Source organism: Oceanithermus desulfurans (assembly GCF_014201675.1).
In the GTDB taxonomy this organism is placed as follows: domain Bacteria; phylum Deinococcota; class Deinococci; order Deinococcales; family Marinithermaceae; genus Oceanithermus; species Oceanithermus desulfurans.
Genome location: NZ_JACHEZ010000006.1, coordinates 129,919 through 155,131 on the forward strand (window position 1 = coordinate 129,919; position 25,213 = coordinate 155,131).

Here is a 25,213-nt window from a genome sequence, read left to right on the forward strand (position 1 = left end):
GCTCCTTCTTCGTTTTCCTTGGAAAAACCGCTTTCGAGGTTTAACTTATTGTACTAAGCGCACGTGAGAACTTCAAGTTGCAGCTCGGGTGCGGTCTTTTGTAGGATGGCGGCAGACCGCGGCCTACCGAGGGAGGATTATACCCCCCGACCGCCGCGGTGTAAAGGCTGCGAAGGGGACGCGAACGGGGTCCGCCTCCACTCAGCGAGCCGGGAGGGTGCGAGCCGGCTGGAGGTCCCGGGAGCCATCGCCCCCGAGCCGCGGGAAGAACGGCCGCAAGGCTCAGTAGACCCCGCCGGGTGCGCCCGTTACAGCGCCAAAGAGAGCGTGGCGGCTTCGCCGCCGGAGGCGGGAAGTAGGAAGCGGGTAGTGGGATACCCACGCCCCACAACCCACATCCCACATCCGGGCACAGCCCCACGAAGCGCGGTGGTACCGCGGAGCCCAGGCTTCGTCCGCGCGCATCCCTTGAGGTGCGCGCGGTTTTCTTTGAGGAGGACGTATGGCCGAAGAGCGACTGTTTCAACCCGTCGAAGACGTGCACTTCCCCAAGCTCGAGGAGGCGGTGCTCGAGTTCTGGCGCACGCACCGCATCGTCGAGAAGAGCTTTGCGGCCAACGAAGGGGCCGAGCAGTACACCTTCTACGAGGGCCCGCCGACGGCCAACGGCCGCCCCGGGGTGCACCACGCGCAGGCGCGCAGCTACAAGGACCTCTTCCCCCGCTTCAAACTGATGCAGGGCTACCACGTCCCCCGCAAGGCCGGCTGGGACACCCACGGCCTGCCGGTGGAACTGGAGGTCGAGAAGAAGCTGGGCCTGGGGCACAAACGCGAGATCGAAGCCTACGGCATCGACCGCTTCAACGAAGCCTGCCGCGCCTCGGTCTTCGAGTACGAGGGTGAGTGGCGCAAGTTTACCGAGCGCATCGCCTTTTGGGTCGACCTCGACGACGCCTACCGCACCCTCGACCCCAGCTACATCGAGTCGGTCTGGTGGAGCTTGGGGGAGCTATGGAAGAAGGACCTGCTCTACCGCGACTACAAGGTGGTGCCCTACTGCCCCCGCTGCGGCACGCCGCTTTCGAGCCACGAGGTCGCCCAGGGCTACGCCGAGATCACCGACCCCTCGGTCTTCGTCCGCTTCCCGCTCAAGCAGCCCGAGGCCTTGGGCCTGGGGGGCGAAACGGTAAGCCTGCTCGTCTGGACGACCACCCCCTGGACGCTTCCCGGCAACGCCGCCGCCGCGCTCAACCCCGACTTCGACTACGCCGCCTTCCGCGTCGGCGACGAGGTGCTCGTCCTCGAGGAAGGGCTGGGGCGGCGGATCCTGGGCGAGGAGACCGAGGTGGTGCGGCGCTGGAAGGGCCGCGAACTCGAAGGGCTCGACTACACGCCTCCCTTCGACTTTGTCCACGCCGAGACGCGCGCCTGGTACACCGTCCTCGCCGACTACGTCACCAAGGACGACGGCACCGGCATCGTGCACCAGGCCCCGGCCTTCGGGGCCGAGGACATGGAGGTGGCGCGCCGTTACGGCCTGCCGGTCCTGCGCACCGTCGACGACGAGGGCAAGCTGACCGTCGGCCCCTGGAAGGGGCTGTTCTTCCGCGAGGCCAACAAGGAGATCGTGCGCGACCTGCGCGACCGCGGCCTGCTCTTGAAGCGCGAGGACTACCTGCACAACTACCCCCACTGCTGGCGCTGCAAGACGCCGCTGATGTACTACGCCACCGATACCTGGTTCATCAAGAACACCGCCTACAAGGACCGCCTGATCGAGCTCAACGAACAGATCAACTGGGTGCCCGAGCACATCAAGCACGGTCGCTACGGCGACTGGCTCAAGAACCTGGTGGACTGGGCGCTCTCGCGCAACCGTTACTGGGGCACCCCGCTGCCCATCTGGGTCTGCGAGGACTGCGGCAAGGAGGAGCTGATCGGCAGCTTCGCCGAACTCGAGCGCCGCTGGGGCCGTCCCCTGCCCGCGGACTTCGACCCCCACCGGCCCCACGTGGACGCCATCGAGCTGACCTGCGAAGGCTGCGGCGGCACCATGAAGCGGGTTCCCTACGTGATCGACGTCTGGTACGACTCAGGGTCCATGCCCTTCGCCCAGCACCACCACCCGTTCGAGAACCGGGAGGTCTTTGCGCGCAGCTTCCCCGCCGACTTCATCTCCGAGGGCATCGACCAGACCCGTGGCTGGTTCAACAGCCTGCACCAGCTGGGCACGATGCTCTTCGACTCGGTGGCCTTCAAGAACGTGATCTGCCACGGCCTGATGCTCGACGAGGCGGGGCTGAAGATGTCGAAGTCGCGCGGCAACGTCGTGGATCCCTGGTCCATCATCTCCGAGTTCGGCGCCGACGCCCTGCGTTGGTACGTCTACGTCTCCGCGCCGCCCGAGGCCAACCGCCGCTTCGGGCCCAACCTGGTGCGCGACGTGGTGCGCGACTATTTCCTGACGCTGTGGAATACCTACAAGTTCTTCGTCACCTACGCCAACCTCGACCGCCCCGACCTCGCCTCCCCGCCCCCGGTGGCCGAGCGGCCCGAGATGGACCGCTGGCTGGTGGCGCGGCTGCAGGAGCTGGTGCGTCAGGTGACCGAACGCCTCGAGGCCTACGATCCCACGGGCAGCGCCCGGGCGCTCCGGCGCTTCGTCGTCGAGGAGCTCTCCCAGTGGTACGTGCGCCGGAACCGGCGCCGCTTCTGGAAGAACGAGGACGCGGCCGACCGTGAGGCCGCCTACGCCACGCTCTGGGAGGCCCTGGTCACGGTCACGCACCTGACGGCCCCCTTCACCCCCTACTTGGCCGAGGCGCTCTACCAGAACCTGGTGCGCTCGGTGCGCGAAGACGCCCCCGAATCCGTGCACCTGGCCCGCTGGCCCCGTGCCGAGGCGGCGCTCGAGGACCGCGAGCTGGTGCGCTGGATGGACGCGGTCATCGAGGTCGTGGACCTGGCCCGCTCCGCGCGCGCCAAGTCGGGGGTGAAGACCCGCATTCCCCTGCCCGAGCTGCTCGTGACCGCCCCCTCGGCCGAGGCCCGCCAGGGGCTCGAGCACTTCGCCGCCGAGCTGGCCGACGAGCTGAACGTGAAGCGGGTGCGCGTGGCCGAGCCCGACGAAACCCTGCTCAGCTACCGGGTCAAACCCAACCTGCCCAAGCTGGGTCCCAAGTACGGCCGCGACCTGCCCCGGCTGCGGCAGGCCCTGGCGGCCGCCGACCCCGCGCAGGTGGCCCGCGCCGTGCGCGAGGGCCGCGCCGTCGAGCTCGAAGATTTCGTGCTGGAGCCCGACGAGGTGCTCATCGAGGCGACGGCCCCCGAAGGCTACGTCGCCCTCGAGAAGGGGGGCTACCTGGCCGCGCTCGACACCCGCTACGACGAGGGACTCTACCTCGAGGGGCTGGCCCGCGAGCTGGTGCGGGCGCTGCAGCAGGCGCGCAAGGAGATGGACCTGCACGTCGCCGACCGCATCCGGGTGGGTTTCGAGGCCTCGGGCCGCTTCGCCCGCGCGCTCGAGGCCTACGGCAGCCGCATCGCCGAAGAGACGCTGGCGCTCGAGCTCGCCGCGGGCGCGCTTCCCGGCGCCTTCGAAACGCACATCGAAGACGCCGAGGACGGCCAGGTGCGCTTCTGGATCCAGCGGGTCTGAACGCGGACGGCCAACGACGGCGCCCCGGCCTGCGGGGCGCCTTTGGCTATCCGAAGATGGCGTGGAAGTACAGGCCCTGGGCCCAGTCGAGCATGCGCGAGATGGGCCCGTTGAGCTGCATGTCGGCGATGATGAGCACGAAGGTGTAGAGGGCGTAGCGGTCGAGCTGCCAGATGAGCGGGTGGTAACGCACCGGCACCAGCGCCATGAGAATGCGCGAGCCGTCGAGCGGCGGCACCGGGACCAGGTTGAACAGCGCCAGGATCAGGTTGATGAGCCCCGCGTAGAAGGCCACCAGGCTGAGCAGCCCGGCCCAGCCTGCGGGCTGGCCCTCGACCAGGGCGAGGTAAACGGCCTGGGGCTGGGCCTCCTTGAGGGCGTAGAGCAGGAAGCCGAACAACGCCGCCAGGGTGAGGTTGATGACGATTCCGGCGATGGAGACCGCGAAGAGGCCCGCGCGGTAGGGGCGCAGGCGCGTGGTGTCGATGGGCACCGGCTTGGCCCAGCCTACGCCCACGAAGAGGAGCAGCAACACCCCCATGGGGTCGAGGTGCTTGAGGGGGTTGAGGGTGAGGCGGCCCATCCGGCGCGCGGTGTCGTCACCGAACAGGTAGGCGGCCACCCCGTGGCCTAGCTCGTGAAGCACCAGCGAAAAGGTGAGCACGGTGACGAGGACGACGAAGGCCAGCGGGTCTTGAGCGAGCAGTTGGATCAGCATCTCAGAGTCCGATCAGGCGCAGCAGGGTCTGCAGCAGGCCCATCAGGCCCGCCTGAACCGCGCCGAGCACGCCGGTGTAGCTGAGGACGAGGAAGATGAGGATGAAGCCGATCGGCCCGTAGGAGGCCAGCTGGTCCATGAAGCGCCGCGCCTCGTAGCTTCCCGCCGCGTAGATCGCGCGCGCCCCGTCGAGCGGCGGCACCGGGAAGAGGAAGACGGCCGCCTCGATGACCATCACGCCCGCCGCGACCTGCAGACCGAAGGCGATCTGGTCGAGGCCCAGGGAACGGGGCAGCAGGCTCGCCACCAGCAGGTAGACGAAGGCGGCGAGGAGGAAGCCCACCGGCCCCGAGAGCGCCACGATCAGCCCCTTGGACCCGTTCAGGCGGAAGGGTACGCTGCGCGGCCAGCCAAAACCCAAGAGGGCCAGGAAGAGCAGGCCTAAGGGGTCGAGGTGGGTCTTGGCGTCGAGGGTGAGGAACCCCATGCGGCGCGGGAGCGCGTCGCCGTAGCGATCGGCCAGCCAGGCCTGCACCAGGTTGTGCACGACCAGGCCGAAGGCGGCGGCGGCGAAGGCCACGAGGAAGACGAGCGGCTGGCTAAGGTAAACGAGAAGTCCCATAGTCTTCCATTAGTTTACGGGCCAACGTGAGCTCTTCCTCATAGCCGCTCACCTCGCCGCGGGCGCGCGCGGCCTCGACCTCACGCAGGATGCGGCCGACCGCCGGACCCGGCTCCATGCCCAGCTCGATCAGGTCGCGGCCGCGGAGCCGGCGCGTGGGCTTCCAGACCCACTCGGCGCGGTCGGGGAAGCGCGCAGCGAAGGCCAGGGCCAGGGCCTCGCCGCCCTCGCGCAGCGCCTCGGGCCGGTCGGGCGGCTTCTGCAGCAGCCCAAGGTGGGACAGCAACCGCTGCGGCCAGCCGAAGCGGCGGACCAGCGCCTCGGGGTCGGGGCTCGCGAGCAGCAGCAGGTAGAGGTAGGCTTCCGGAGGCACCGAGCGCTCCGGCTTCTGGGCCTCGAGGCGCTCCAAGGCGGCCCACACCTCCGCGTCGGGGCGGAATCCGTAGAGCGCCTCGAGCAGGCCGTAGCGCTCGGCCAGACGCAGCACCCGCAGCGGGCTCGGCTCGGCGAGGGCCAGCATCAGCTCGCGCCGCAGCCGGCTCGTCGCCGCGGCGCCGGGCGGACGCTTGCGCAGCTCCTCGATCTGACGCTCGGCCTCGGGGTGGAAGCGGAAGCCCAGCCGCGCCGCCAGCCGCAGGCCGCGCAGCACGCGGCTGGGGTCTTCGATGAAGCTGAGCGGGTGCAGCGGGCGGAGCGTGCGCGCTTCGAGGTCGTGCAGCCCCCCGAAGGGGTCGATCAGCGCCTCGGGCCGCGGGGCGATCCGGTAGGCCATCGCGTTGACCGTAAAGTCGCGGCGCGCCAGGTCGCGGTTGAGGGTGCTGGGCCGTACCCGCGGCAGGGCGCCGGGGCTCGGGTACTCCTCCTCGCGCGCGGTCGCCAGGTCCACCTCGACCCCGGTGCCCAGCCGCGCGTGCGCGGTGCCGAAGGCGAAGTGGACCCCGTAGCTGCCGCCGAAGCGCCGGGTCAGGAACTGCGCCACCTCTCCGGGGTCCAGGCCCTCGAGGACCAGGTCGACGTCGGGGCTGGCCTCCCCTAGCAAAGCGTCGCGCACCGCGCCGCCCACCAGGTAGAGGGCGCCGCGGGGATAGGCCTCGGCCAGGGCGTCGAGAACCTCGCGCACCCCTTCGGAAAGGCCTTCGCGCACGCGTTCGGTCCAGGCCGCCTGCTCGGCGGGGGGCATGCGGTAGAGGTCGGTGCGGGTGAAGATGCCCTTCGCGCGGCCCTCTTCGTCGAGGACGAGCACGCGGCCGGCCCCTTCCTTGAGGGCGCGCCGCGCCTCCGAAAGGGGCGCGTCCTCGGGGAGCGTGCGCGGGACGGTGGCGAAACCGCGCACCGCCCCCGAGCCCATGCCGTAGCGCACGGCCCGCTCGAGGTCGCGTCGGCGCACGACGCCGACGACGCGGCCCTCCTCGTCGGTCACCGGCAGCCCCCCAAAGCCGCGCTGGCGCATCCGCACCAGGGCCTCCTCGGCGCTGAGCTCGGCGGGCACCGTCTCCACCAGCCGCGTCATCACCTCGCTCAGGCGCGGCTCGGGCGCGAGGTAGGGCTCGAGCGCCTCCTCCACCCGCTGCAGCACCGCGCGGGGCGCGCCCTCCGCGCGCGCGAAGGCCGCGCGCGCGTGCCCGCCCCCGTCGAAGCGTTCCGAAAGCAGCCGGCCTACGTCGAGGCGGCCCTTGCTGCGGGCGATCACCAGGGTCTGACCGTCGAGGCGCAGCGCCATGAAGACGGCGTCCACCTCGTACAGGTCGATCAGGGTGTGGGCCAGGGGGGCGAGCGCGGGTACGTAGCCTTCGTGCTCCGCCCAGGTCAGGGCGATGCGCAGGCCGCCGCGCTCGACGACCCGCAGGTGCTCCATCAGCGCCGCGAGCATCGCGCGCGCCACGGGGTCGGGGTGGCTGCGCACCCAGTCGCGCACCGCGGTGAGGCCGGCGCCGTGCTCGAGCAGCCAGGCGCCGACCTCGAGATCGGTCGCGGTGGTTCCGGGGTAGGTGAATCCGCCGGTGTCCTCCCAGAGCCCCGCGTAGGCGAGGGTGGCGTCGCCGGGGTGCGGGGCGATCCCCCGCGCCCGCATGATCTCGGCGATGACGGTGACCGTCGCCCCGAAGGGGCGCACCGCGCCGCCGCTGGCCGGCAGGTCGCCGGGGGCGCGCGGGTGGTGGTCGTAGACGACGAAGGGAACCTTCCCCACCAGGGCCTTGAACGGGCCGATCCGTTCGGGCCGGGCGGTGTCGCAGACGATGACCCGCCCCACCTCGTCCAGGTCGACCTCGTCCTCGTCGAGGAGGGCGAGGTGGTCGGCGAAGAGCCGGGTGACCTCGCGCACCCTGCCCTCGAGCCCCCCCAGGCGCACGAGCCGCGCGCCGGGGTGCAGGTAGCGCGCCAGCACCATCGAACCCAGCGCGTCGAAGTCGAGGTTTTCGTGCCCGACGATGACGTCCACGGCAACCCCAGTCTACGCGAGGGGCTAGCCCAGGGCGTAGAGCACGCGCTGCAACGCCTCGGGGTAGTCCGCGGGCGCGAGGCCGCGTTTGCGCACGCGGAAACCCGGCGGGTAACGCGTGGGCTCCACGGCGAAGGGCAGCTCGCGCAGGGCCCGGGCGTCGTAGTCGAGCGGCCAGCGGCCGACGACGAGCTGCAGATAGGCGCCGTCTTCGGTGATCGATCGCACGCCCTTCTGCTCGGCCAGGATCCGCAGGCGGGCGAGCGCGAAGAAGGCCGCGGCTTCCTGCGGTGGTTCGCCGTAGCGGGCCCTGACCTCGCGCACGATGCGGGCCAGCTCCGCGAGGCCGCGGGCCTCGGCGAGGCGGCCGTAGAGGCGGCTGCGCTCGCCGGCGTCGGGGACGTACGCCGGGGGGATGCGCGCGGAGACCGCGAGGTCGAGGGTGGTGTGCCCGGGCTTTTGGACCTCCTCGCCCTTGAGCTTGCGGATCGCCTCCGCCAGCAGCTCGGTGTACACCTCGAAGCTGACGGCCTGCACGTGGCCGTGCTGCTCCGGCCCCAGCAGGTTGCCCACCCCGCGGATCTCCATGTCCTTCTCCGCGAGACGGTGGCCGCTGCCCAGGTCGGTCAGGTCGGCGAGGGCGGCGAGCCGCCGCTCGGCGGCCTCGGTGAGCCGCGGCGGGTGGAAGAGGTAGGCGTAGGCCTCCCGCTCGCGGCGGCCGACGCGGCCGCGCAGCTGGTAGAGGCTGGCGAGGCCGAGGCGGTCGGCGCGCTCGATCAGGATGGTGTTGGCCTCGGGGATGTCGAGGCCCGACTCCACGATCGTGGTGGCGACGAGCAGGTCGAAGGCGCCGCGGGCGAAGTGGCGCATCACCTCCTCGATCTCGCGGTCCGCCATGTGCCCGTGCACCACCCCGATGCGGGCCTCCGGCAGCAGCGCCTCCAGGTAGCGGGCGCGGGCCTCGATGCTGGCGATGCGGTCGTGCACGTAGAAGGCCTTGCCGCCGCGCTCCATCTCGAAGAGCACGGCCTCCCGCACCAGCGCCGGATCGAAGGGGGCGACGACGGTCTGGATCGGCTTGCGCCCGGGGGGCGGCGTCTGGATGCTGGAAACGTCCTTCAGCCCCACCAGCGCCTGGTAGAGGGTGCGCGGGATGGGCGTGGCCGAGAGGCTGAGGACGTCGAGACCTTCGGCCATCTCCTTGATGCGCTCCTTCTGGGCGACCCCGAAGCGGTGCTCCTCGTCCACGATCAACAGGCCCAGCTGCTTGAAGCGGACGCGTTCGGAGAGCAGGCGGTGGGTACCGATCACCACGTCGATCCGCCCCTCCGCCAGCCCGGCCTCGATGCGCCGGCCCTCGGCTTCGGGGGTGAAGCGGGAGAGCAGGGCGACGCTGACGGGAAGCTCGGCGTAGCGCTCTGCGAAGGTGCGGTAGTGCTGCTCGGCGAGCAGGGTGGTGGGCGCCAGGTAGGCGACCTGACGCCCGTGCCCCACCACCCGGTGGGCCGCGCGCAGGGCGATCTCGGTCTTACCGAACCCCACGTCGCCGCTGACGAGGCGGTCCATGGGGTGAGGGGTTTCGAGGTCGCGCAGCACGTCCTCGAGCGCACGCGCCTGGTCTTCGGTGAGTTCGTGGGGGAAGCCCGCCTCGATGAGGGGATCCCAGTCGGGCAGCGCGGGGTAGGCCGTACCCGGCGCCTGCTGCCGCTTGGCGTAGAGAACGAGCAGGCGCTGGGCCAGCGCCTCGGCGTCGGCCTCGGCGCGGGCCTTGGCCCGCTGCCAGTCCTTCCTGCCTAGGCTGGACAGCCGCGGCGGCTCGTCCGAGGTTCCGGGGTGGCGGCGCAGCAGCGGCAGCTGCTCCACGGGGACGTAGAGCTGCCCCTCGCCGGCGTAGCGCAGGACCAGGTAGTCGCGCACCGCGCCCAGGACCTCGCGGCTTTCGAGGCCTTCGAAGCGGCCGATGCCGTGCTCGGGATGCACCAGGTAGTCGCCTACGGTCAGGGCGCCCGGGTCTTCCGGCGCCGCCTGCAGGACGCGCCGGCTGCGCGCGTGGGCCGCCCCGCCGAAAGCGAAGAGGAGCGGCTCGGTCAGGTAGACCGTGCGCTCCTCCCGGTGGACGAAGCCACCCTCGAAGGGCGCGGGTACCAGCTGCACTCCCGGACGCTCCTCCACCGTACGCAGAGTGGCTTGCGGCAGGTCCGCGAGGTAGCGCTCGCTCAGGTAGGCGCGCGTCCTGTCGTGGCGGTAGAAGAGGACGACCCGGTAGTCCGCCTCGAGCCAGCCGCGCACGTCGGCGGCGAAGCGGTCGAGCCGCGCCCGGTACGGCGCCAGCGGCTCGAAGGGGGGGCGCTCCACCGGCCGCTCGGGTCCGCCGAGGCCGAAGGCCACGACCTCACGCTGGGCAAGCAGAGCCCAGATCTCTTCGGACAGGGTCGCGGGGCGGTCGAGGAAGACCGTCCCCTCGTAGGCCGCCAGTGCCGCCACCGTCGCCTCCGGAGCCCGCCCCGAAGCCGGCGTCAGCACCGCCCGGGAACGCCGCTCACCGCCGACGAAGATCGCTTCGATCGTATCGCCGAAGAACTCGAGCCGCAGGTCGGCCACCTCCAGGACCTCGCCGCGCACGGTGTAGCCACCCGGCTCGTCGCGACGGTAGCCCAGTTTTTCCAGTTTGTCGAGGAGGCGGTCGCGCAGCAGGCGCTCGCCCTCGCGAAAGACCACCCGCCAGGCTTCGGGGTCGCGGGGGAACGGGCGCAGGGCGGCCGCCTGGTCAAGGAGGACGCGGCGGGCGAAGCCGTAGGCCTCGAGTCCAGGATTGACCCAGACCCCGCGCCCGAAGGCCTCGAGGTCGGCGTAGAGGCGCACGCGGTCTTCGGGGGCGACGAGGACCGTCGGCTCGGCGGCGCGGGCCCAGAGGTAGGCGCGCGCCACCTGCGGCAGGCCCGGCAGGTACCGTCCGCTGATCGCTGGGGGGGCGGTCTCCTTCACGTCCACATCCGAGCATAAACTTTACACCCGTTTCGTTAGAATGGGCTTCGTGCGCGCAGACGACGTCGCCAACGCTACCCGACCGAGGACGCACGAATGAGGCGCTGGCTGGAACGCGCGCCCTGGCCTCCCGGCCGGCTCGCGCCGCTGGCGACCCTGATCGCGCTCGTCGGGCTGGTGGAGCTGACGCGAACCGGCCTTTACACCGTCTACCTGCCCCGCAGCCTGGGGCCCGTCCTGGGCCTGGGGGTCGTGGGGTTGGCCGCCAGCCTGCAGTACCTGGCCGACACCCTGGGGCGCTCGGCGGGCGGCCACCTGGGGGAGCGCCGCGGCCTGCGGCGGGTCCTCCCCGCCGCCGCCGCGCTCTCGGCGGTCAGCGCCCTGGGGGTGCTCTACGCCCCCGGCGTCGGCTGGCTGCTCGCCGCTTCGCTGGCCAACGGCCTCGTCATCGCCCCGCTCTGGCCGGCGATGATGACCTACTCGAGCCGCGCCGCACGCGACGGCGAGGACGGCCGCGCCGTCGGCTTCACCCAGTCCCTGGTCGCGCCCTTCATCGGTCTGGGGGTGCTGCTCACCGGCTTCCTCTTCGACCACGACCCGCGGCTCGCGGCCGCGGCGCTGGCGGCGGTGCAGCTCCTCGTCTTCCTGCTGGCAGCGGCGATCCTGTTCCGCTTCCGCAGCACCGCCCCCCAGCCCCGGCCGACGAGCCCCTTCCCCTGGCGCAAGCTCGCCTCGCTGGCGCCGGGGGCGCTTTCGCAGCTGCTGGCCTTCGGCCTGCTGGCCCCGGTCTTCTTTCCCTTCATCGACCGCCTGGGGCTGGGCACGCGCGAGCTGGTGCTGGCCCTCGCCCTGGGCGGAGGGCTCGAGTACCTGCTCCTCTCCCCCCTGGGCCGGCTCGCCGACCGGCTCGGCCCCGCGCGCACCCTGGTGCCTGCGCTGCTGCTGGCGGCACTGGCCCTGATCGCCTTCTCGGAAGTGCGCGGCTTGGGCGGCCTGATCGCCGCGGCGCTGGCGGCGGGCCTCGCCCAGGCGCTGCTGATCCCCTCTTGGGGCGGGCTGGTCTCCCGCACCCTGCCCGACGAACACAAGGCCCGCGCCTGGGGGGCGCTGATGAGCCTGGAGGGGCTGGGCTTCGCCCTGGGTCCGGTCGTCGGCGGCTTCGCCTGGGAGCTCTGGGGGCCGCGCGCCCCCTTCTGGATCGGGGCCGCCGCCTACCTGGGCGTCGCCCTCTTCTACGCAGCGCGGCTACGCCGGCCGGCGGGCGCGTAGCCAGTGGCGCTTGCCGCCCCAGCCGGGGATGCGCTCGACCGCAAACCCCGCGGCGGCAAGGCCGCGCCGCACGCGTCCGGCGACGGAATAGGTCACGAGGGCGCCCCCGGGCTCGAGCAACCCGAACATCCTGCGGTAGACCGCCGGGGTCCAGACGTCCGGGTTCGCCCGCGGGCTGAAGGGGTCGAAGTAGACCGCGCGCACCGGCCCCGCCCCCAAGACCGCGTCCTGCATCCGCGCGACCTCGAGCCGCAGGCGGAACGACGCGCCGGCGAGCTCGAAGCTCCCGCCCCAGCGCGGCGCGAGCCGTTCGAACAGCGCGCCGTCGAGCGGCCGCAGCACGGCCTCCAGCACCTCCAGCGGCACCGGCTCGGCCTCGACGGCGCGGTAATCGAGGAAGGCGCCCCGGCGGCGGGCGTGGCGCAGGGTCACGGCGAAGTTGACGCCGAGACCGAATCCGAGCTCGAAGACGCGGGGACGGGGGTCGGCGTGCACCCCGCTCGCCCGCAGGTAGAGCCGTTCGGCCTGGGCGGCCGCGCCCGCGGCCGGATGGTAGCCTTCGCCGTGGACGGGGTGGCGCAGGCTGAGCGAGCCGTCGCCGGTGGGCCAGACCTCCACGACCCGATTCTAGCTTCCCGGTAGAATGGCGCCTATGGAACTGACCCTCTGGGCCAAGACGAACGGCACCCTGGTCAACGTGCTGACCGTGCTGCTGGGCTCGGGGCTGGGGGTGCTGATCCGCGGCCGCCTGCCGGGGCGCATGCAGCGCGTCATCGTCCAGGGGGTGGGCCTGGTCACCCTCTTCATCGGCTTCTCCATGGCGGGGTCGCTGGGCTCGGCGGCGGGCGGCGCGGTGGACGGGGTGATCCTGGGCTTGCTGGCGCTGGTGCTGGGCGGGGTGCTGGGCGAGGCGCTGGGGCTGGAGGAGCGCCTGGAGCGCCTCGGCGATCTGCTCAAGGCGCGTTTCCGCGGCGGCGGCGGCTTCACCGAGGGGTTCGTGGCCGCGAGCCTGCTCTTCTGCGTGGGGCCGATGACGCTGATCGGCTCGATCAACAACGGCCTGGTGGGCGACCCCACCCTGCTGCTGATCAAGTCGACCCTCGACGGCCTCTCGAGCATCGCCCTGGCCGCCAGCTTCGGCCCCGGGGTGGCCGCGAGCGCGCTGGTCGTCCTCGTCTACCAGGGGGGGCTGGCCCTGGCCGCCGGGGGGCTGGCCGCGGCGCTGCCCGACCCCGCGAGCGACCCGCGGGTGCTGCTGGTCACCGGGGTGGGCGGGCTGATGATCCTCGGTCTGGGCATCAACCTCCTCGAGCTCACCCGGGTGCGCGTGGCCTCGTTCCTGCCCGCGCTGGTGCTCGCCCCCCTCTTTTGGTGGCTGGCCGAGGTGCTAAGCTAGCGTCATGGACGTGACCCCCGACCTGGTGCGCCACCTGGCCGAGCTGAGCCGGCTCGAGCTGGACGAGGCGGAGGTCGAGCGCATGCTCCCGGAGCTGCGCTCGCTCCTGGCCTACTTCGAAAGCCTCGACGAACTGGACCTCGAAGGCCTCGAGGAGCTGGTGCGCCCCATCGACAGCGAGAACGTGCTGCGCGCCGACGTGCCCGCGCCCGGCCTTGGTCAGGACGAGGCGCTGGCGACCGCGCCCGAGCGCGAAGACGGCTTCTTCAAGCTGCCCCGCGTCGTCGAGGAGGGCCGCTGATGCTCGACCTGAGGTTCATCCGCGAACACCCCGAACGCGTCAAGGAGGGCATCCGCAAGAAGCGCGAGCTCGACGCGCTGCCGCTGGTGGACGAGCTGCTGGAGCTGGACCGGCGGCGGCGCGAGCTGCTGGCCGAGATCGAGACCTTACGGGCCCAGCAGAAGAAGCTGGCCAAGGCCGTTGGCCGCGCCAAGGCCGGCGGCGAGGACGCCGGCGCGCTGCTCGAAAAGTCGTCCGAGCTGGCCGAGTACCTTAAGCGGCTCGAGGCCGAGGAAAAGCAGCTGAGCGCGCGCATCGAGGAGATCCTGCCCCAGATCCCCAACCTCCCCCACCCCTCGGTTCCCGAAGGCGAGAGCGAGGCCGACAACGTGGTGGTGAAGGAGTGGGGCGAGAAGCCGGCCTTTGACTTCGAGCCCCGGCCCCACTGGGAGCTGGCCGAACGCCTGGGCGTCGTCGACTTCGAGCGCGGCGCCAAGATCTCGGGTTCGGGCTTCCCCTTCTTCCTCGGCCGCGGAGCGCGGCTGGTGCGGGCGCTGGAGAACTTCTTCCTCGACTTCCACACCGCCCGCGGCTTCACGGAGGTGCGCCCGCCGCTCTTGGTGCGCGAGCAGGCCGCCTTCGGCACCGGCCAGATCCCCGACAAGGAAGGGATGATGTACCAGGTCTCGGGCGGCTACTACCTGATTCCCACCTCCGAGGTGCCCGTCACCAACCTGCATGCCGGCGAGATCCTGGAGGCCGCGGTCCTGCCGCTCAAGTACACCGCCTACACCCCCAACTTCCGCGTCGAGGCGGGCAGCTACGGCAAGGACGTGCGTGGCCTCAACCGGCTGCACCAGTTCGACAAGGTCGAGATGGTCGTCTTCAGCCACCCCGACGAGAGCTACGACTGGCTGGAGCGGCTCACCCGCCAGGCCGAGGAGCTGCTGGAGGCGCTGGGCCTCCCCTACCGCCGCCTGCTGATGTGCACCGCCGACATGGGCTTCACCCAGGCCAAGAAGTACGACCTGGAGGTCTGGAGCGCGGGTCAGCAGAAATGGCTCGAGGTGAGCAGCATCTCCAACATGGAGGACTACCAGGCCCGCCGCATGAAGACCCGTTTCCGCGAGCCCGGGGGCAAACCCCGGCTGGTCCATACCCTCAACGGCTCGGGCCTCGCCTTTCCGCGGGTGCTCGCGGCGCTGATGGAAAACTACCAGACCCCCGAGGGCGACTTCACCCTGCCCGAGGCCCTGGCGCCCTACCTGGGGTGAGGCGTCCGAAGCGGGGCCGTGACGCTTCCTTTGGACCGCTCTTGTGATGTTTTACACGATGTTCTTCTCTTGTACTATTTTTCCCCGCTCGAACCGCTCGTAACGCAGTGGATCGATCTCTATGCTGTGCGCGCGCCCGTCCACGACCTCCTCGGCCAGCGCCCGCCCTACGGCCGCCGCCTGCTGCACCCCGTGGCCGCTGAAGCCTGCGGCGTTGACCCAGCCCTCGACCCCCGGCATCCAGCCGAGGATGGGGTTGTGGTCGGGGGTGACGGCGTAGTAGCCCCACCAGCTGGCGCGCTGGTCCAGCCCAGCACGCTCGAGCCAGGGAAACCGGGCCAGGCCCGCTTCCAGGGTGGGCTCGAGCCAGCCCCAGTCCATCCCTTCGCGAAAGCCGGGCGGCTCTTCTGGGTTCGAGCGGCCGAAGAGCACCCGCTCCCCCTCGCCGCGCAGATAGAAGCCCGTGGCCACGTCCACGGTGAGCGGCAACCCCCGGGCTTCGGGCATCGGTCCGGTCATGAAGACCATCCGCCGCACCGGCTCCACCGGCAGCTCGAAGCCCGCGCGCCGGGCCACCTCGCCCGCCCACGCCCCGGCCGCGTTGACGACCACCGGCGCCGTGAAGGAGCCCGCGGGCGTTTCCACCCGCCACGCCCGCCCGCGGCGGCCGGCCCGCAGCAGCGGCGTTTCGGTAAAGAGTTCGGCCCCCCGGCCGCGCGCGGCCTTCAGGTAGGCGTGCGCGACCAAGTGCGGGTCGATCACGCCGTCGGCCGGCCCCCAGGTAGCGAAGGCGACGCCGTCGGGGTCGAAGTCCGCAAGCTTCTTCGCCTCGCCCGGCGCCAGGCGCTCGACCGGGACCCCCAGGCGCTTCTGGGTCGCGAGCGCGCGTTCGTAAGCCGCCTCCGCGCCCTCGGGCACCAGGAAGAGGTAGCCGATGGGGCGGTAGCCGCTGGAAACCCCGAAGACCTCCTCGAAGGTTCGGTATTCCTGGATGCTGGCCCAGCTGAGGCGCACGTTCACCGCCTCGCTGAACTGCACCCGCACCCCGGCGGCGCTCTTGGCCGTCGCCTGCGCCGCCGGAACGGAGTCGGCCTCCAGCACGGCCACGCGCAGACCCCGCTCCGCGAGGCGGTACGCTACCGCGGCCCCAACGATGCCGGCGCCGATGATCAGGGCGTCGTAGCTGTGTTCCATGTCAGGACCACTATACTAAGGCCATGCTGCGCCGCCTTGGGTTGATTCTCGCCCTCATCCTGATCCTGATCCTCGGAGGGTTCCTGGCCTTCCGCTACTTCTTCTCCCCCGAGCGCCTCAACCAGATCGGGCGCACCGTTGGCACGACCTTCGGCTTCGACTACGGCGTCGTCGAGTACTACAGCATGGGGCGGCTGGTGGCCCGCTTCTTCAACGTCGAGAAGCTCACCACCGCCAGCGGCACCTACGAGAACCAGACCCGTCCCTACCGCTTCGGCTACGGCTACCGCGACGCCAACCTCAACGGCGTGCTCGATACGGACGAGGCGGCGGCCGGCAAGGTGTACTTCGAGGTACCCGTTTACGCCGACTACCTCTACTACGACGGCAAGCGCGACCCTAGACAGCGCTGAACACGAAAACGCAAGGGCCGGCCGAACGGCCGCCCCTTGCGCACTTCCCGTCAGATCCCCAGCAACCCTGCCCAGTCCTCCGGCTTCTTGGGCGCGGTGTACTCGGTGTCCATCTGGGCCAGCTGCAGCCTGCCCGAGAACTCGTCGTTCACCGCCTGCCACTCGGTGTACTCCTCGATGACCCAGATGCCGCTTTCACGCGCGCCGTTGCCGCTGGCGCGGGTGCCGCCGAAGGGCATGTGCGCCTCGGCGCCTACGGTGGTGTTGTTGATGTTGACCATGCCGGCGCGGATCTCGTTTTTGAAGCGGTAGGCCCAGAGGCGGTGGTTGGTGTAGATGGCGCTCGAGAGGCCGTAGGGGTGGTCGTTGGCCGTTTCGATGGCCTCGTCGATGCCGTCCACCTTGATGAGGTTGATCGTGGGGCCGAAGATCTCCTCGCGGGTCTGCTTCATGCCGCGCTCGGCCTCCCAGACCGTGGGGTGGCCGAAGAGGCCCTTGTCGGGGTCGCCCTTGAAGTTGGGGTAGGGGTTGTCCTGGGTGATGCGGCCCTTGCCGAGCAGCAGCTTCGCGCCGTCGGCCTCACCCCAATCGTAGTGCTCCATCCAGCGCTGGAAGAGGCGGTCGTTGAAGAAGGGGCCGTAGTGAACGTCCTCGTAGGCTACGGGATCGCCTATGACGGTGCTCTCCACCTTGGCCAGGAACCGCTCTTTGAACGCGTCGTAGATGGGCGCGTCCACGATGATGTTGCCCGCGCTGGTGCAGCGCTGGCCGCCGGTGGCGAAGGCGCTCCACCAGGCGCCGGTAACGGCGTTGTCCAGGTCGGCGTCGCGCATGACCACGAGCGGGTTCTTGCCCCCGAGCTCGAGCGTCGCCTTGATGAGCGCCCGGCCCGCCTTTTCGCCGATGATGCGCCCCACCTTGGTGCTGCCGGTGAAGGCGAACTTGTCGAAGAGCCCCTCGTCGATGCCGTTCACCACCCGCTCGCCGGTGCTGCCCGCGCCGCCGCCGAAGACGACGTTGATCACCCCCGGCGGCAGCCCCGCCTCCTCGAAGAGCTTGACGAAGACGTAGGAAAGCACCGGCGAGTCGTCCGAGGGCTTCCAGACCACGGTGTTGCCGGTGAGCACCGCGGGGATCAGCTTCCAGCTGGGCACCGCGATGGGAAAGTTGCCGGCGGTGATCATCCCCACCACCCCCAGCGGGCGGCGGTAGGTGGAGAGGTCCTTGTTCTTCAGCTCGCTGGGCACGGTCTGCCCGTAGAGGCGGCGGCCTTCGCTGGCAAAGAAGACCGCGGTGTCGATGGCCTCCTGGACGTCGCCGCGCGCTTCCTTGAGCGTCTTCCCCACCTCGCGCACCATCAGCCGGCTCAGGGTCTCTTTTTCGCGCTCGAGAATCTTGGCGAGCGAGAAGAGCACCTGACCGCGGATGGGCGCGGGCGTGCGCGACCACGCAGCGTAGGCTTGTCGGGCCGCCTCCGCCGCCCGCCGCACCAGCTCGGGCGAGCCCTCCGGGAAGACGCCCACCAGATCGTCGCGGTCGGCCATGTTGCGGCTTTCGAAGAGCGGGCCCTCCACGACCTCTTCGCCGCCGATCAGGTGCCCGCCGTAAAATACGTTGCCCAGTTTGCCCTTTTCGATCTTCATAGCTACCCCCTAAACCCGCACGGCCGTACCCGTGGCCGTGACCATGAGCATGCTCTGACCGATGACCTCGTAGTCGAGGTCGATCCCGACCACCGCGTTGGCGCCCAGCCGCTTCGCCTCCTCGGCGAGCTCCGCGAGCGCGATCTCGCGGGCCCTCTTGAGTTCGGCCTCGTAAGCGCCGGAGCGGCCGCCGAAGACGTCGCGCACCGAGGCCATCAGGTCGCGCAGAATGTTCGCGCCCACGATGGTCTCGCCGTGGACGATGCCCTTGTACTCCAGGGCGGGCTTGCCTTCGATGCCGTTGGTGGTGGTGAGGATCATGCCTGCCCTCCTTTCAGGTACAGGGGCAGCAGCCGCAGGAAGTTCTTGCTGGCTTCGATGCCCTTTTCGAAGTTGATGACGTCGAACTTCTCGTTGGGGGCGTGCAGGTTGTCGCTCTCGAGCCCGAACCCCATGAGCACCACCGGGGCCTCGAGCTCGCGCATGAAGTCGGCCACGATGGGAATCGAGCCGCCTTCGCGGGTGAAGACGGTCTCGCGCCCCCAGGCCTCCTCCAGCGCCTGGGCCGCGGCCTGCATGGGCGGTGAGCTCGTCGGTACCACCACCGGGTCGCCGCCGTGGTGACGGATGACCTCCATGGCGTAGCCCTCGGGCAGGATCGTGCGCAGGTAGGCCTCGGCCAGGTCGGCGATCTTTTCCGGGTCTTGATCGGGAACGAGACGCATCGAGAACTTGAAGAAGGCCTCCGCGGGAATGACCGTCTTGGAGCCCTCACCCTGGTAACCGGAGCCCATGCCGTTGACGTCGAGGGTGGGGCGCGCCCAGCGCCGCTCGAGGATGCCGTAACCGGGCTCGCCGGGGGTGGCCTGCGCACCCACTTCGGCCTTGAAGGCCTCTTCGTCGAAGGGGAGGCGGGACCACATCGCCCGCTCCTCGGGGGCGACGGGCACGACGTCATCGTAGAAGCCCGGGATACGGATCCACCCCATCGGATCCTTGAGCTGGGCGATCATCCAGGCGGCGGCGTGGGCAGCGTTGGGCACCGCACCGCCGTAGGCCCCGGAGTGAACGTCACGGGCCAAGCCGCGCAGCCGCACCTCCAGGTAGGCGAGCCCCCGGAGGCCGTAGGTGAGCGTGGGCAGACCAGGCGCGAACATCGGTGAGTCCGAGATCAGGACCACGTCGGCAGCCAGGCGCCGGCGGTTCTCCTTGACGAAGGGGACCAGGTTGGGGCTGCCCACCTCCTCCTCGCCCTCGATCAGGAACTTGAGGTTGACGGGCAGGTTGCCGGCGAGCTGCAGGGCCGCCGCCACGTGGGCGAAGACCTGGCCCTTGTCGTCGGAGGCGCCGCGGGCGTAGATCTTGCCGTCCTTGATCGTGGGTTCGAAGGGCGGGGTGGTCCAGAGCTCGAGCGGATCGGGCGGCTGCACGTCGTAGTGGCCGTAGACGAGCACCGTGGGCGCCGCAGCGTCCACCAGCTTTTCGGCGTAGACGATGGGGTGGCCCGCGGTGGGCACCACCTCCACCGCGAATCCGGCGCCCGTCAGGCGGTCGCCCAGCCAGCGCGCCGCGCGCTCGACGTCTTGCTTGTGGCTGGGGTCGGCCGAGACCGAAGGGATGGCCAGGAATTCGAGGAGCTGGTTCAGGGGATCGGTCATACCCCTAGTTTACGCGCCCTCGCCCTCCGCCTCGGCCGCCGTCTTGCCCTCGGGGCCCTGCGCCTCGCCCACCTTGGACAATAGCTCGAGCCGCAAGCGGCCGACTTCGGCCTCGAATCGCTCCTGCAGCGCCTCGAGCTCCTGGCGCAGGCGCATGATCTCCTCGACGCCGGCCAGGTTGACGCCCAGTTCCTGGGTGAGCCGGCGGATCTCGCGCAGGTGTTCGATGTCGCGTTCGGAGTAGAGGCGGGTCTTGCCCGAGCTGCGCTTGGGGCGGATCAGGCCCTTGCGCTCGTAGAGGCGCAGGGTCTGGGGGTGCATGTCCACCAGCTCGGCGGCGACGGAGATGACGTAGACGGGTCGGTCGCTGGGCGCGGCCTTGGACGCTTCCTCGACCTCGCCCGGCAGCGCGGGCGGGGTCTCGATCTTGGCTGCCTCGTCCTGGAGGGCCTGCTTCAGGCGCTCGGCCTCGGCCTCGAAACGCTTCTGCAGCGCCTCGAGCTCCTGGCGCAGGCGCATGATCTCCTCGACGCCGGCCAGGTTGACGCCCAGTTCCTGGGTGAGCCGGCGGATCTCGCGCAGGTGTTCGATGTCGCGTTCGGAGTAGAGGCGGGTCTTGCCCGAGCTGCGCTTGGGGCGGATCAGGCCCTTGCGCTCGTAGAGGCGCAGGGTCTGGGGGTGCATGTCCACCAGCTCGGCGGCGACGGAGATGATGTAAACCGGACGATCCTTGCTCACAGTGCGGCCTCCAGGAAGATCACCTTGACATCTCCATTATAAACTTCCTGCGGCCCGCGACGAAACCCTTCTAGGCCTCGGTCGTTGAAGAATCGCCCGGCGCTGGGGCCGGGCGATTCGCGGGGAGGAAGACGCTACCCTTCCGGGGTGCCCTTGACGTAGGGGAGGTAGTGGGGCTGCCAGAAGTGCCGCCGCACGTAGTCGAGGACGTCGTGCTCGGCCAGTCCGTCGAAACGGTTGGTCGCGGCCACGCCGTCGGCGACGGCCTGGAGGATCACCTTGGCCGCCACGTGGACGCTGGCCTCGCGCATCTCGCGGACGAAGGGGTAGACCATCCCCTGTTCGATGTGGGAACGGTCGACGAAGTCGGCGAGCGCGTAGGAGGCTGCGAGCACCATACCGTCGGTGATCTCGCGGGCGTGCGCGAGGATCGCGCCGAAGCCCAGGCCCGGGAAGATGAAGGCGTTGTTGCCCTGGCCGATGGGGTAGGTCTTGCCCTTGTACTCCACGGGGTCGAAGGGGCTGCCGGTCGCCACGATGGCCGCGCCGTCGGTCCAGTGGAGGATGTCTTCGGGCAGCGCCTCGGAAGCGCTGGTGGGGTTGGACAGGGGGAAGATCACGGGGCGGTCGGTGGCCTCAAGCATCGCCTTGACCACCGGCTCGTTGAAGTCGCCGGGGCGCCCCGAGAGCCCCAGCAGCACCGTGGCGCGGGCGTTCTGGATGACCTCGAGCAGGTGCGGGGCCTTGCCGCTGTAGCTCCAGTCGGCCACCTCGGCGGGGTCGTGGGCGTAGGGGCGCTTGTACGCCTCCATCGCCCGGTCGCTGAGGAGCAGCCCCTTGGAGTCGAGCACGTAGACGCGCTTCCTGGCCTCCTCCTCGCTGAGACCTTCGCGGATCAGACCCTGGACGATCGCCCAGGCGACGCCGACGCCGCCGGCTCCCGCGCCGTAGACGACGAAGACCTGGTCGGTCACCGGCTCGTTCTTGATCTTCATGGCGTTCAGCAGGCCCGCCCAGGTGACGGCGCCGGTGCCCTGGATGTCGTCGTTGAACGAGGGCAGCTCCTTGCGGTAGCGCTCGAGCAGGGTAAAGGCCGCCTCCTTGGAGAAGTCCTCCCACTGGAGGATCGCCTTGGGGTAGCGCTTCTTGAAGGCCTTCACGAAGCGGTCCATGAACTGGTAGTAGGCCTCGCCCTTGAGCCGGTGGTGCCGCACGCCCAGGTAGAGGGGGTCCTGGAGCAGGTCCTCGCGGTCGGTGCCCACGTCCAGCTCGATGGGCAGGGTCTTGTCGGGGGCCACGCCGCCGGCGCCCGCGTAGAGGGAAAGCTTGCCGATGGAGATGGCCATGCCGCCGAAGCCCTGGTCGCCGATGCCGAGGATCGCCGAGGAGTCGGTGGCCACGACCAGCCGCACGTCTTCGAGGGGCACGTTTTCGAAGCACTGATCGGCCTTGTGGATGTTCTCGGTCGAGAGGGCCAGGCCCCGCGGCAGACGGTAGATGTGGGAGAACTCGCGCACCGCGTCGCCCACCGTGGGGGTGTAGATGATCGGTAGCATCTCCTCCAGGTGCTCGACGAGCAGGGCGTAAAACAGGACCTCGTTGCGATCCTGCAGGTTGCGCAGGTAGATGTGCTTTTCCAGATCGTTGTCCTGGAGCCGGTACCTTCGGTAGACCCGTTCCTTCTGCTCTTCGATGCTGGTGATGTGCGCCGGCAGCAGCCCCTCGAGCTCCAGGAGTTCCCGCTCCTCGCGGGTGAAGGCGGTGCTCTTGTTGAGCAGCGGGATCCGCTGCAGCAGGAAGCCCGTCACGTAGACCTCGAGGTAGCGGTTGCCGTTCTTGTCCCTCTTTACGTCGTAGTAGCGGCTGACCTTGGCCATGGCCCCATCATAGGACTTTGCCTGCTCACAGATGTCCTGCTCCATTTCGCCCGCGCCGGGAGTAAAATCGGGTCTGGAGGTAGCCAATGGCCATTACTGGACGTCCCAAAGTCAGCGTTATCGGTGCAGGACATGTCGGCTCCACCCTCGCCATGCGCATCGCCGAGGCGGCCCTGGCGGACGTGGTGCTCGTCGACATCGTCGAGGGCATGCCCCAGGGCAAGGCGCTGGACCTTTCCGAATCCAGACCGGTGGTGCTCAACGACGTTAGTATCGTCGGAACCAACGACTACGCCGACATCGCCGGGTCGGACATGGTGATCACCACCGCCGGCGTCCCCCGCAAGCCGGGGATGAGCCGCGACGACCTGATCGAGATCAACGGCAAGATCGCGGTCACCATGGCCGAGAACATCAAGGAATACGCCCCCGACGCCTTCATCATCCAGGTCGCCAACCCGCTCGACGCCATCACCTACGTGATCAGCGAGATCACCGGCACGCCCAAGAACAAGATCATGGGCATGGCCGGGGTGCTCGACTCTTCGCGCTACCGCTACTTCATCGCCGAGGCCCTGGGGGTGAGCGTGAAGGACGTGCAGGGCATCGTGCTGGGCGGCCACGGCGACACCATGGTGCCGCTGCCCCGCTTCACCTGGGTGGGCGGCGCGCCGCTGCCCGAGGTGATGCCCGCCGACCAGATCGAAGCGATCGTCGAGCGCACCCGCAAGGGCGGCGCCGAGATCGTGGGTCTGCTCAAGACCGGTTCGGCCTACTACGCCCCCTCGGCGGGCGCCTTCGAGATGGCCAAGGCCATCATCAAGGACGAAAAGCGCATCCTCCCGGTGGCCGCCTACCTGAACGGCGAGTACGGCATCTCGGGCCTCTTCGTGGGCGTACCCGCGGTGCTGGGCAAGGACGGCATCGAGAAGATCTGGCAGCTACCGCTCTCCGACGAAGAGCTGGCCGCCCTCAAGAACAGCGCCGACCACGTCAAGGCGCTGGTGGACAAGGTCAACGAGCTGGGCATCCTCGGTTAGTTCCTCGACTGGGGGGCGGAAGGGCGGCTCCGGCCGCCCTTCCCTACTTCGGGCGTCGGCCCTGGAACGATCCGTATAATTTGACGCCTCCCTCGGGGTGGTCGTTAAATATGTGATTTCTTTTACATATAGCTCGTTCGTGACGATGTTCTCTGCTCGCTATTGGCTATGATAGCCGCATGGACCCCGTGATCCACCGTACCGACGGCCACGTGCTGGAAATCGCCCTGAACCGCCCCGATCAGCTCAACGCCCTCGACGAGTCGACGCTCGAGGCCCTGAGCCGGGCGCTTGCACTCGCCGAGGACGAAGGCGTGCGCGCCGTGCTGCTGCGGGGCGAGGGCCGGGCCTTCTGCGCGGGGCAGGACCTGCGCGAAGCCGCCGCGGGCGGGCTCGACTACCAGGCGCACCTGACGCGCTACAACCGGGTCGTGCTGCAGATCCGCCGGCTCGCCAAGCCGGTGGTCGCTGCCGTGCACGGGGTGGCCGCGGGCGCGGGGATGGCGCTGGCGCTGGCCGCCGACCTGCGGGTGCTGGGACGGGAGACCCGGCTCACCACCGCGTTTGCGCGCATCGCCCTGGTGCCCGACTCGGGAATGACCTACACCCTCCCCCGCACCGTGGGCTGGGGGCGCGCCTTCGAGCTGCTGGCGCTGTCGCCCGACCTGGACGCCGAGGCGGCGCTGCGGCTCGGCCTGGCCAACCGCGTCGTCGCCGAGGACGCGGTCTTCGAAGAAGCGAGGGGGCTGGCGGCGCGGCTGGCCGCAGGGCCGACGCGGGTCTACGGCCTCATCAAGCACGCCCTCGACGAGAGCGCCCGGCTCGGGCTGGAGGAGGTGCTCGAGCTCGAGGCGCAGCTGCAAAAGCTGGCCGGCGAGGGGGCCGACCACGAGGAAGGCGTCAGGGCCTTCCTGGAAAAGCGACCCCCCCGTTTCCAGGGGCGCTAGCTCCTCAGCGCCGGCTCAAACGGCTGGGGTAGGCTGGGGGCATGAAACGGTTCGTTTGGATCTTGCTCTTCGCGGGGCTGGCGTTCGCGCAGACCGAAGCCACCAGGGCGGTCCCGGTGACCGTGCTCGGCTTCGACCTCAACGTCGTCTGGCCCACGCCCACCCTGCAGATCTTCGGCCCCGACTGCGACCGCGCCTCGGAGACCGGCTTCCAGCTGGCCCGGCAGCTGGACCCACGGGTGCCCGAGACGGTCGAGCGCTACGCCTGCTACCGGCTGATGGTCGGTGGCGCCGACAAACAAGCGACGACGGTGAACTTCATCGCCGGCTACACCCGCCAGGGCGCGGGCTACACGCTCACCTTCGAACAGAGCGACGCCGGCGGCCGCCTCGTCCAGGTCTGGGAGAAGAAGGACGCGCCGGCGCTCGTCTACGTCTTCACCTTCCTGGACGATCGCATCGAACTGCTCGTCGGGCAGGTGCCCCTAACGACCGCCCAGACCGGCTCCTGAGCGAGCCAGCGTGAGGATCCGGGCCGCGCCGCGCTGCGTGGCCCCTTCGCCGTCTTCGACCCCTGCGGCGACGGCGCGCTCGTAGCTTTCCGCCATCAGGGTGGTGTCGAGGGTCAGCACCTTGCCCAGCGCTTCGAGGGCGCTGGGCAGCTCGACGGGGCGCAGCGCCACCAGCAGGTGCTCCAGCGCCAGGCTGTACACCTGACCGATCGCCGGGATCAGCGAGGAGAGGGGGACCCCGTAGCGCGCGTGCACCACCCCCACCCGCAGCCGCTTCGCGGCGTACTCCGCGTCGTAGACGCCCTCGAAGAGCTCGCGGTACCAGCCCTCGAAGCTTTCGTAGAGCCGCTCGACCCGCCCCGGCTCCCCCCAGAGGATCCGCCGGGTCTCGGGGTCCTGCCCCAGGTGGTCGTAGAAGGCCAGCGCCATCTCGTGCGCCAGCGGGTGCATGATGGGCTTGAGTTCGAGCAGGCGTTCGGCGTGCTCGGGGCCGAAACCCACGCGCCGCAAGCGCCGTTCTACCGCGTCGGATCCCGTCACCGCGCCCAT

Annotated in this window: 21 protein-coding genes; 9 read left to right on the forward strand and 12 right to left on the reverse strand. The window is 70.1% G+C overall.

The genetic code is table 11. From position 1 onward, the window contains the following. The first annotated feature begins 517 nt into the window (after positions 1 to 517). Positions 518 to 3,658 carry an isoleucine--tRNA ligase gene (gene ileS / locus HNQ05_RS08930; protein ID WP_147146223.1) on the forward strand — a complete coding sequence of 1,047 codons (3,141 nt, stop codon included), beginning with the start codon at positions 518 to 520 and terminating at the stop codon, positions 3,656 to 3,658. Positions 3,659 to 3,704: 46 nt separating this feature from the next. On the opposite strand, the gene HNQ05_RS08935 is transcribed toward ileS, so the two are convergent. The 4 genes from HNQ05_RS08935 to mfd are packed head-to-tail and all read right to left on the reverse strand — an operon-like array spanning position 3,705 to position 10,423. Next, a complete protein-coding gene (locus tag HNQ05_RS08935; protein WP_446430499.1) occupies positions 3,705 to 4,373 on the reverse strand; it encodes a site-2 protease family protein in 669 nt (222 codons plus the stop codon). 4 nt (positions 4,374 to 4,377) lie between these two features. Then, the gene (locus HNQ05_RS08940) at positions 4,378 to 4,998 is read right to left on the reverse strand and encodes a site-2 protease family protein (RefSeq protein ID WP_147145953.1); all 621 of its coding nucleotides are present in this window, start codon (positions 4,996 to 4,998) and stop codon (positions 4,378 to 4,380) included. Beyond that, entirely contained in the window at positions 4,976 to 7,438 is a 2,463-nt protein-coding gene (locus tag HNQ05_RS08945; protein ID WP_147145951.1) for a CBS domain-containing protein, read from the reverse strand. The genes HNQ05_RS08940 and HNQ05_RS08945 overlap by 23 nt, the downstream gene beginning before the upstream one ends. Before the next feature lie 24 nt (positions 7,439 to 7,462). Next, the gene (gene mfd, locus HNQ05_RS08950) at positions 7,463 to 10,423 is read right to left on the reverse strand and encodes a transcription-repair coupling factor (protein ID WP_147145949.1); all 2,961 of its coding nucleotides are present in this window, start codon (positions 10,421 to 10,423) and stop codon (positions 7,463 to 7,465) included. Positions 10,424 to 10,519: 96 nt separating this feature from the next. On the opposite strand from mfd, the gene HNQ05_RS08955 reads away from it, so the two are divergent. Further along, positions 10,520 to 11,692, forward strand: coding sequence for an MFS transporter (locus tag HNQ05_RS08955; RefSeq protein ID WP_147145947.1), 1,173 nt, complete (start codon positions 10,520 to 10,522; stop codon positions 11,690 to 11,692). Here the strand turns inward: HNQ05_RS08955 and mnmC2 are convergent. Further along, positions 11,669 to 12,310, reverse strand: coding sequence for a tRNA (5-methylaminomethyl-2-thiouridine)(34)-methyltransferase MnmC2 (mnmC2, locus tag HNQ05_RS08960; RefSeq protein WP_147145945.1), 642 nt, complete (start codon positions 12,308 to 12,310; stop codon positions 11,669 to 11,671). The genes HNQ05_RS08955 and mnmC2 overlap by 24 nt on opposite strands. A 34-nt stretch (positions 12,311 to 12,344) precedes the next feature. Between mnmC2 and HNQ05_RS08965 the strand changes: the two genes are divergently transcribed. Genes HNQ05_RS08965 through serS form a run of 3 tightly spaced genes read left to right on the forward strand, consistent with a single transcriptional unit; the run spans position 12,345 to position 14,642 of the window. Continuing rightward, the gene (locus HNQ05_RS08965) at positions 12,345 to 13,088 is read left to right on the forward strand and encodes a DUF554 domain-containing protein (protein ID WP_147145943.1); all 744 of its coding nucleotides are present in this window, start codon (positions 12,345 to 12,347) and stop codon (positions 13,086 to 13,088) included. 4 nt (positions 13,089 to 13,092) lie between these two features. Beyond that, a complete protein-coding gene (gene gatC / locus HNQ05_RS08970; RefSeq protein WP_147145941.1) occupies positions 13,093 to 13,389 on the forward strand; it encodes an Asp-tRNA(Asn)/Glu-tRNA(Gln) amidotransferase subunit GatC in 297 nt (98 codons plus the stop codon). Continuing rightward, the gene (gene serS, locus HNQ05_RS08975; RefSeq protein ID WP_147145939.1) at positions 13,389 to 14,642 is read left to right on the forward strand and encodes a serine--tRNA ligase; all 1,254 of its coding nucleotides are present in this window, start codon (positions 13,389 to 13,391) and stop codon (positions 14,640 to 14,642) included. The genes gatC and serS overlap by 1 nt, the downstream gene beginning before the upstream one ends. A 51-nt stretch (positions 14,643 to 14,693) precedes the next feature. Here the strand turns inward: serS and HNQ05_RS08980 are convergent, their stop codons facing one another. Continuing rightward, complete coding sequence (locus HNQ05_RS08980; RefSeq protein ID WP_147145937.1) at positions 14,694 to 15,836, reverse strand: NAD(P)/FAD-dependent oxidoreductase; 1,143 nt, start codon at positions 15,834 to 15,836, stop codon at positions 14,694 to 14,696. A 23-nt stretch (positions 15,837 to 15,859) separates the two neighbouring features. Between HNQ05_RS08980 and HNQ05_RS08985 the strand changes: the two genes are divergently transcribed. Continuing rightward, on the forward strand, positions 15,860 to 16,249 hold the full coding sequence (locus HNQ05_RS08985) for a hypothetical protein (protein WP_221266889.1): 390 nt from the start codon (positions 15,860 to 15,862) through the stop codon (positions 16,247 to 16,249). Between the two features lie 50 nt (positions 16,250 to 16,299). Here HNQ05_RS08985 and HNQ05_RS08990 read toward each other — a convergent pair whose 3' ends face one another. The 5 genes from HNQ05_RS08990 to HNQ05_RS09010 form a co-directional block, all read right to left on the reverse strand. After that, entirely contained in the window at positions 16,300 to 17,892 is a 1,593-nt protein-coding gene (locus tag HNQ05_RS08990) for an aldehyde dehydrogenase family protein (RefSeq protein ID WP_147145935.1), read from the reverse strand. Positions 17,893 to 17,901: 9 nt separating this feature from the next. Then, the gene (locus HNQ05_RS08995; protein WP_147145932.1) at positions 17,902 to 18,213 is read right to left on the reverse strand and encodes a YbjQ family protein; all 312 of its coding nucleotides are present in this window, start codon (positions 18,211 to 18,213) and stop codon (positions 17,902 to 17,904) included. Beyond that, positions 18,210 to 19,550: a dipeptidase gene (locus HNQ05_RS09000; RefSeq protein WP_147145930.1), complete on the reverse strand. Its 1,341-nt coding sequence runs from the start codon at positions 19,548 to 19,550 to the stop codon at positions 18,210 to 18,212. The genes HNQ05_RS08995 and HNQ05_RS09000 overlap by 4 nt, the downstream gene beginning before the upstream one ends. A gap of 9 nt (positions 19,551 to 19,559) precedes the next feature. Then, complete coding sequence (gene hspR, locus HNQ05_RS09005; RefSeq protein WP_147145928.1) at positions 19,560 to 20,288, reverse strand: heat shock protein transcriptional repressor HspR, fused homodimer type; 729 nt, start codon at positions 20,286 to 20,288, stop codon at positions 19,560 to 19,562. A gap of 134 nt (positions 20,289 to 20,422) precedes the next feature. After that, positions 20,423 to 22,165: an NAD-dependent malic enzyme gene (locus tag HNQ05_RS09010; protein ID WP_147145925.1), complete on the reverse strand. Its 1,743-nt coding sequence runs from the start codon at positions 22,163 to 22,165 to the stop codon at positions 20,423 to 20,425. An 86-nt stretch (positions 22,166 to 22,251) separates the two neighbouring features. Here HNQ05_RS09010 and mdh point away from each other — a divergent pair, with 86 nt between their 5' ends. From mdh to HNQ05_RS09025, 3 genes are all read left to right on the forward strand, one after another. After that, entirely contained in the window at positions 22,252 to 23,205 is a 954-nt protein-coding gene (mdh, locus tag HNQ05_RS09015) for a malate dehydrogenase (RefSeq protein WP_147145922.1), read from the forward strand. A gap of 179 nt (positions 23,206 to 23,384) precedes the next feature. Next, positions 23,385 to 24,152, forward strand: a complete 768-nt coding sequence (locus HNQ05_RS09020; RefSeq protein ID WP_147145919.1) for an enoyl-CoA hydratase-related protein — start codon at positions 23,385 to 23,387, stop codon at positions 24,150 to 24,152. Between the two features lie 41 nt (positions 24,153 to 24,193). Next, positions 24,194 to 24,664, forward strand: coding sequence for a hypothetical protein (locus tag HNQ05_RS09025; RefSeq protein ID WP_147145917.1), 471 nt, complete (start codon positions 24,194 to 24,196; stop codon positions 24,662 to 24,664). Here the strand turns inward: HNQ05_RS09025 and HNQ05_RS09030 are convergent. Beyond that, positions 24,638 to 25,213 (reverse strand): protoglobin domain-containing protein, encoded by a 576-nt coding sequence (locus HNQ05_RS09030; protein WP_147145914.1) that lies wholly within the window; start codon positions 25,211 to 25,213, stop codon positions 24,638 to 24,640. The two genes, HNQ05_RS09025 and HNQ05_RS09030, sit on opposite strands and share 27 nt — an antisense overlap.

Excerpts from the sequence above, each read along its gene's own strand:
- HNQ05_RS08965 (WP_147145943.1), top strand. The coding sequence starts at position 12,345 with ATGGAACTGACCCTCTGGGCCAAGACGAACGGCACCCTGGTCAACGTG.
- HNQ05_RS08990 (WP_147145935.1), bottom strand. The coding sequence starts at position 17,892 with ATGAAGATCGAAAAGGGCAAACTGGGCAACGTATTTTACGGCGGGCAC.
- gatC (WP_147145941.1), top strand. The coding sequence starts at position 13,093 with ATGGACGTGACCCCCGACCTGGTGCGCCACCTGGCCGAGCTGAGCCGG.
- HNQ05_RS09025 (WP_147145917.1), top strand. The coding sequence starts at position 24,194 with ATGAAACGGTTCGTTTGGATCTTGCTCTTCGCGGGGCTGGCGTTCGCG.
- HNQ05_RS08995 (WP_147145932.1), bottom strand. The coding sequence starts at position 18,213 with ATGATCCTCACCACCACCAACGGCATCGAAGGCAAGCCCGCCCTGGAG.
- HNQ05_RS08980 (WP_147145937.1), bottom strand. The coding sequence starts at position 15,836 with ATGGAACACAGCTACGACGCCCTGATCATCGGCGCCGGCATCGTTGGG.
- HNQ05_RS09020 (WP_147145919.1), top strand. The coding sequence starts at position 23,385 with ATGGACCCCGTGATCCACCGTACCGACGGCCACGTGCTGGAAATCGCC.
- HNQ05_RS08985 (WP_221266889.1), top strand. The coding sequence starts at position 15,860 with ATGCTGCGCCGCCTTGGGTTGATTCTCGCCCTCATCCTGATCCTGATC.
- HNQ05_RS08955 (WP_147145947.1), top strand. The coding sequence starts at position 10,520 with ATGAGGCGCTGGCTGGAACGCGCGCCCTGGCCTCCCGGCCGGCTCGCG.
- HNQ05_RS08940 (WP_147145953.1), bottom strand. The coding sequence starts at position 4,998 with ATGGGACTTCTCGTTTACCTTAGCCAGCCGCTCGTCTTCCTCGTGGCC.
- HNQ05_RS09000 (WP_147145930.1), bottom strand. The coding sequence starts at position 19,550 with ATGACCGATCCCCTGAACCAGCTCCTCGAATTCCTGGCCATCCCTTCG.
- HNQ05_RS09030 (WP_147145914.1), bottom strand. The coding sequence starts at position 25,213 with ATGGGCGCGGTGACGGGATCCGACGCGGTAGAACGGCGCTTGCGGCGC.
- serS (WP_147145939.1), top strand. The coding sequence starts at position 13,389 with ATGCTCGACCTGAGGTTCATCCGCGAACACCCCGAACGCGTCAAGGAG.
- mdh (WP_147145922.1), top strand. The coding sequence starts at position 22,252 with ATGGCCATTACTGGACGTCCCAAAGTCAGCGTTATCGGTGCAGGACAT.
- HNQ05_RS09010 (WP_147145925.1), bottom strand. The coding sequence starts at position 22,165 with ATGGCCAAGGTCAGCCGCTACTACGACGTAAAGAGGGACAAGAACGGC.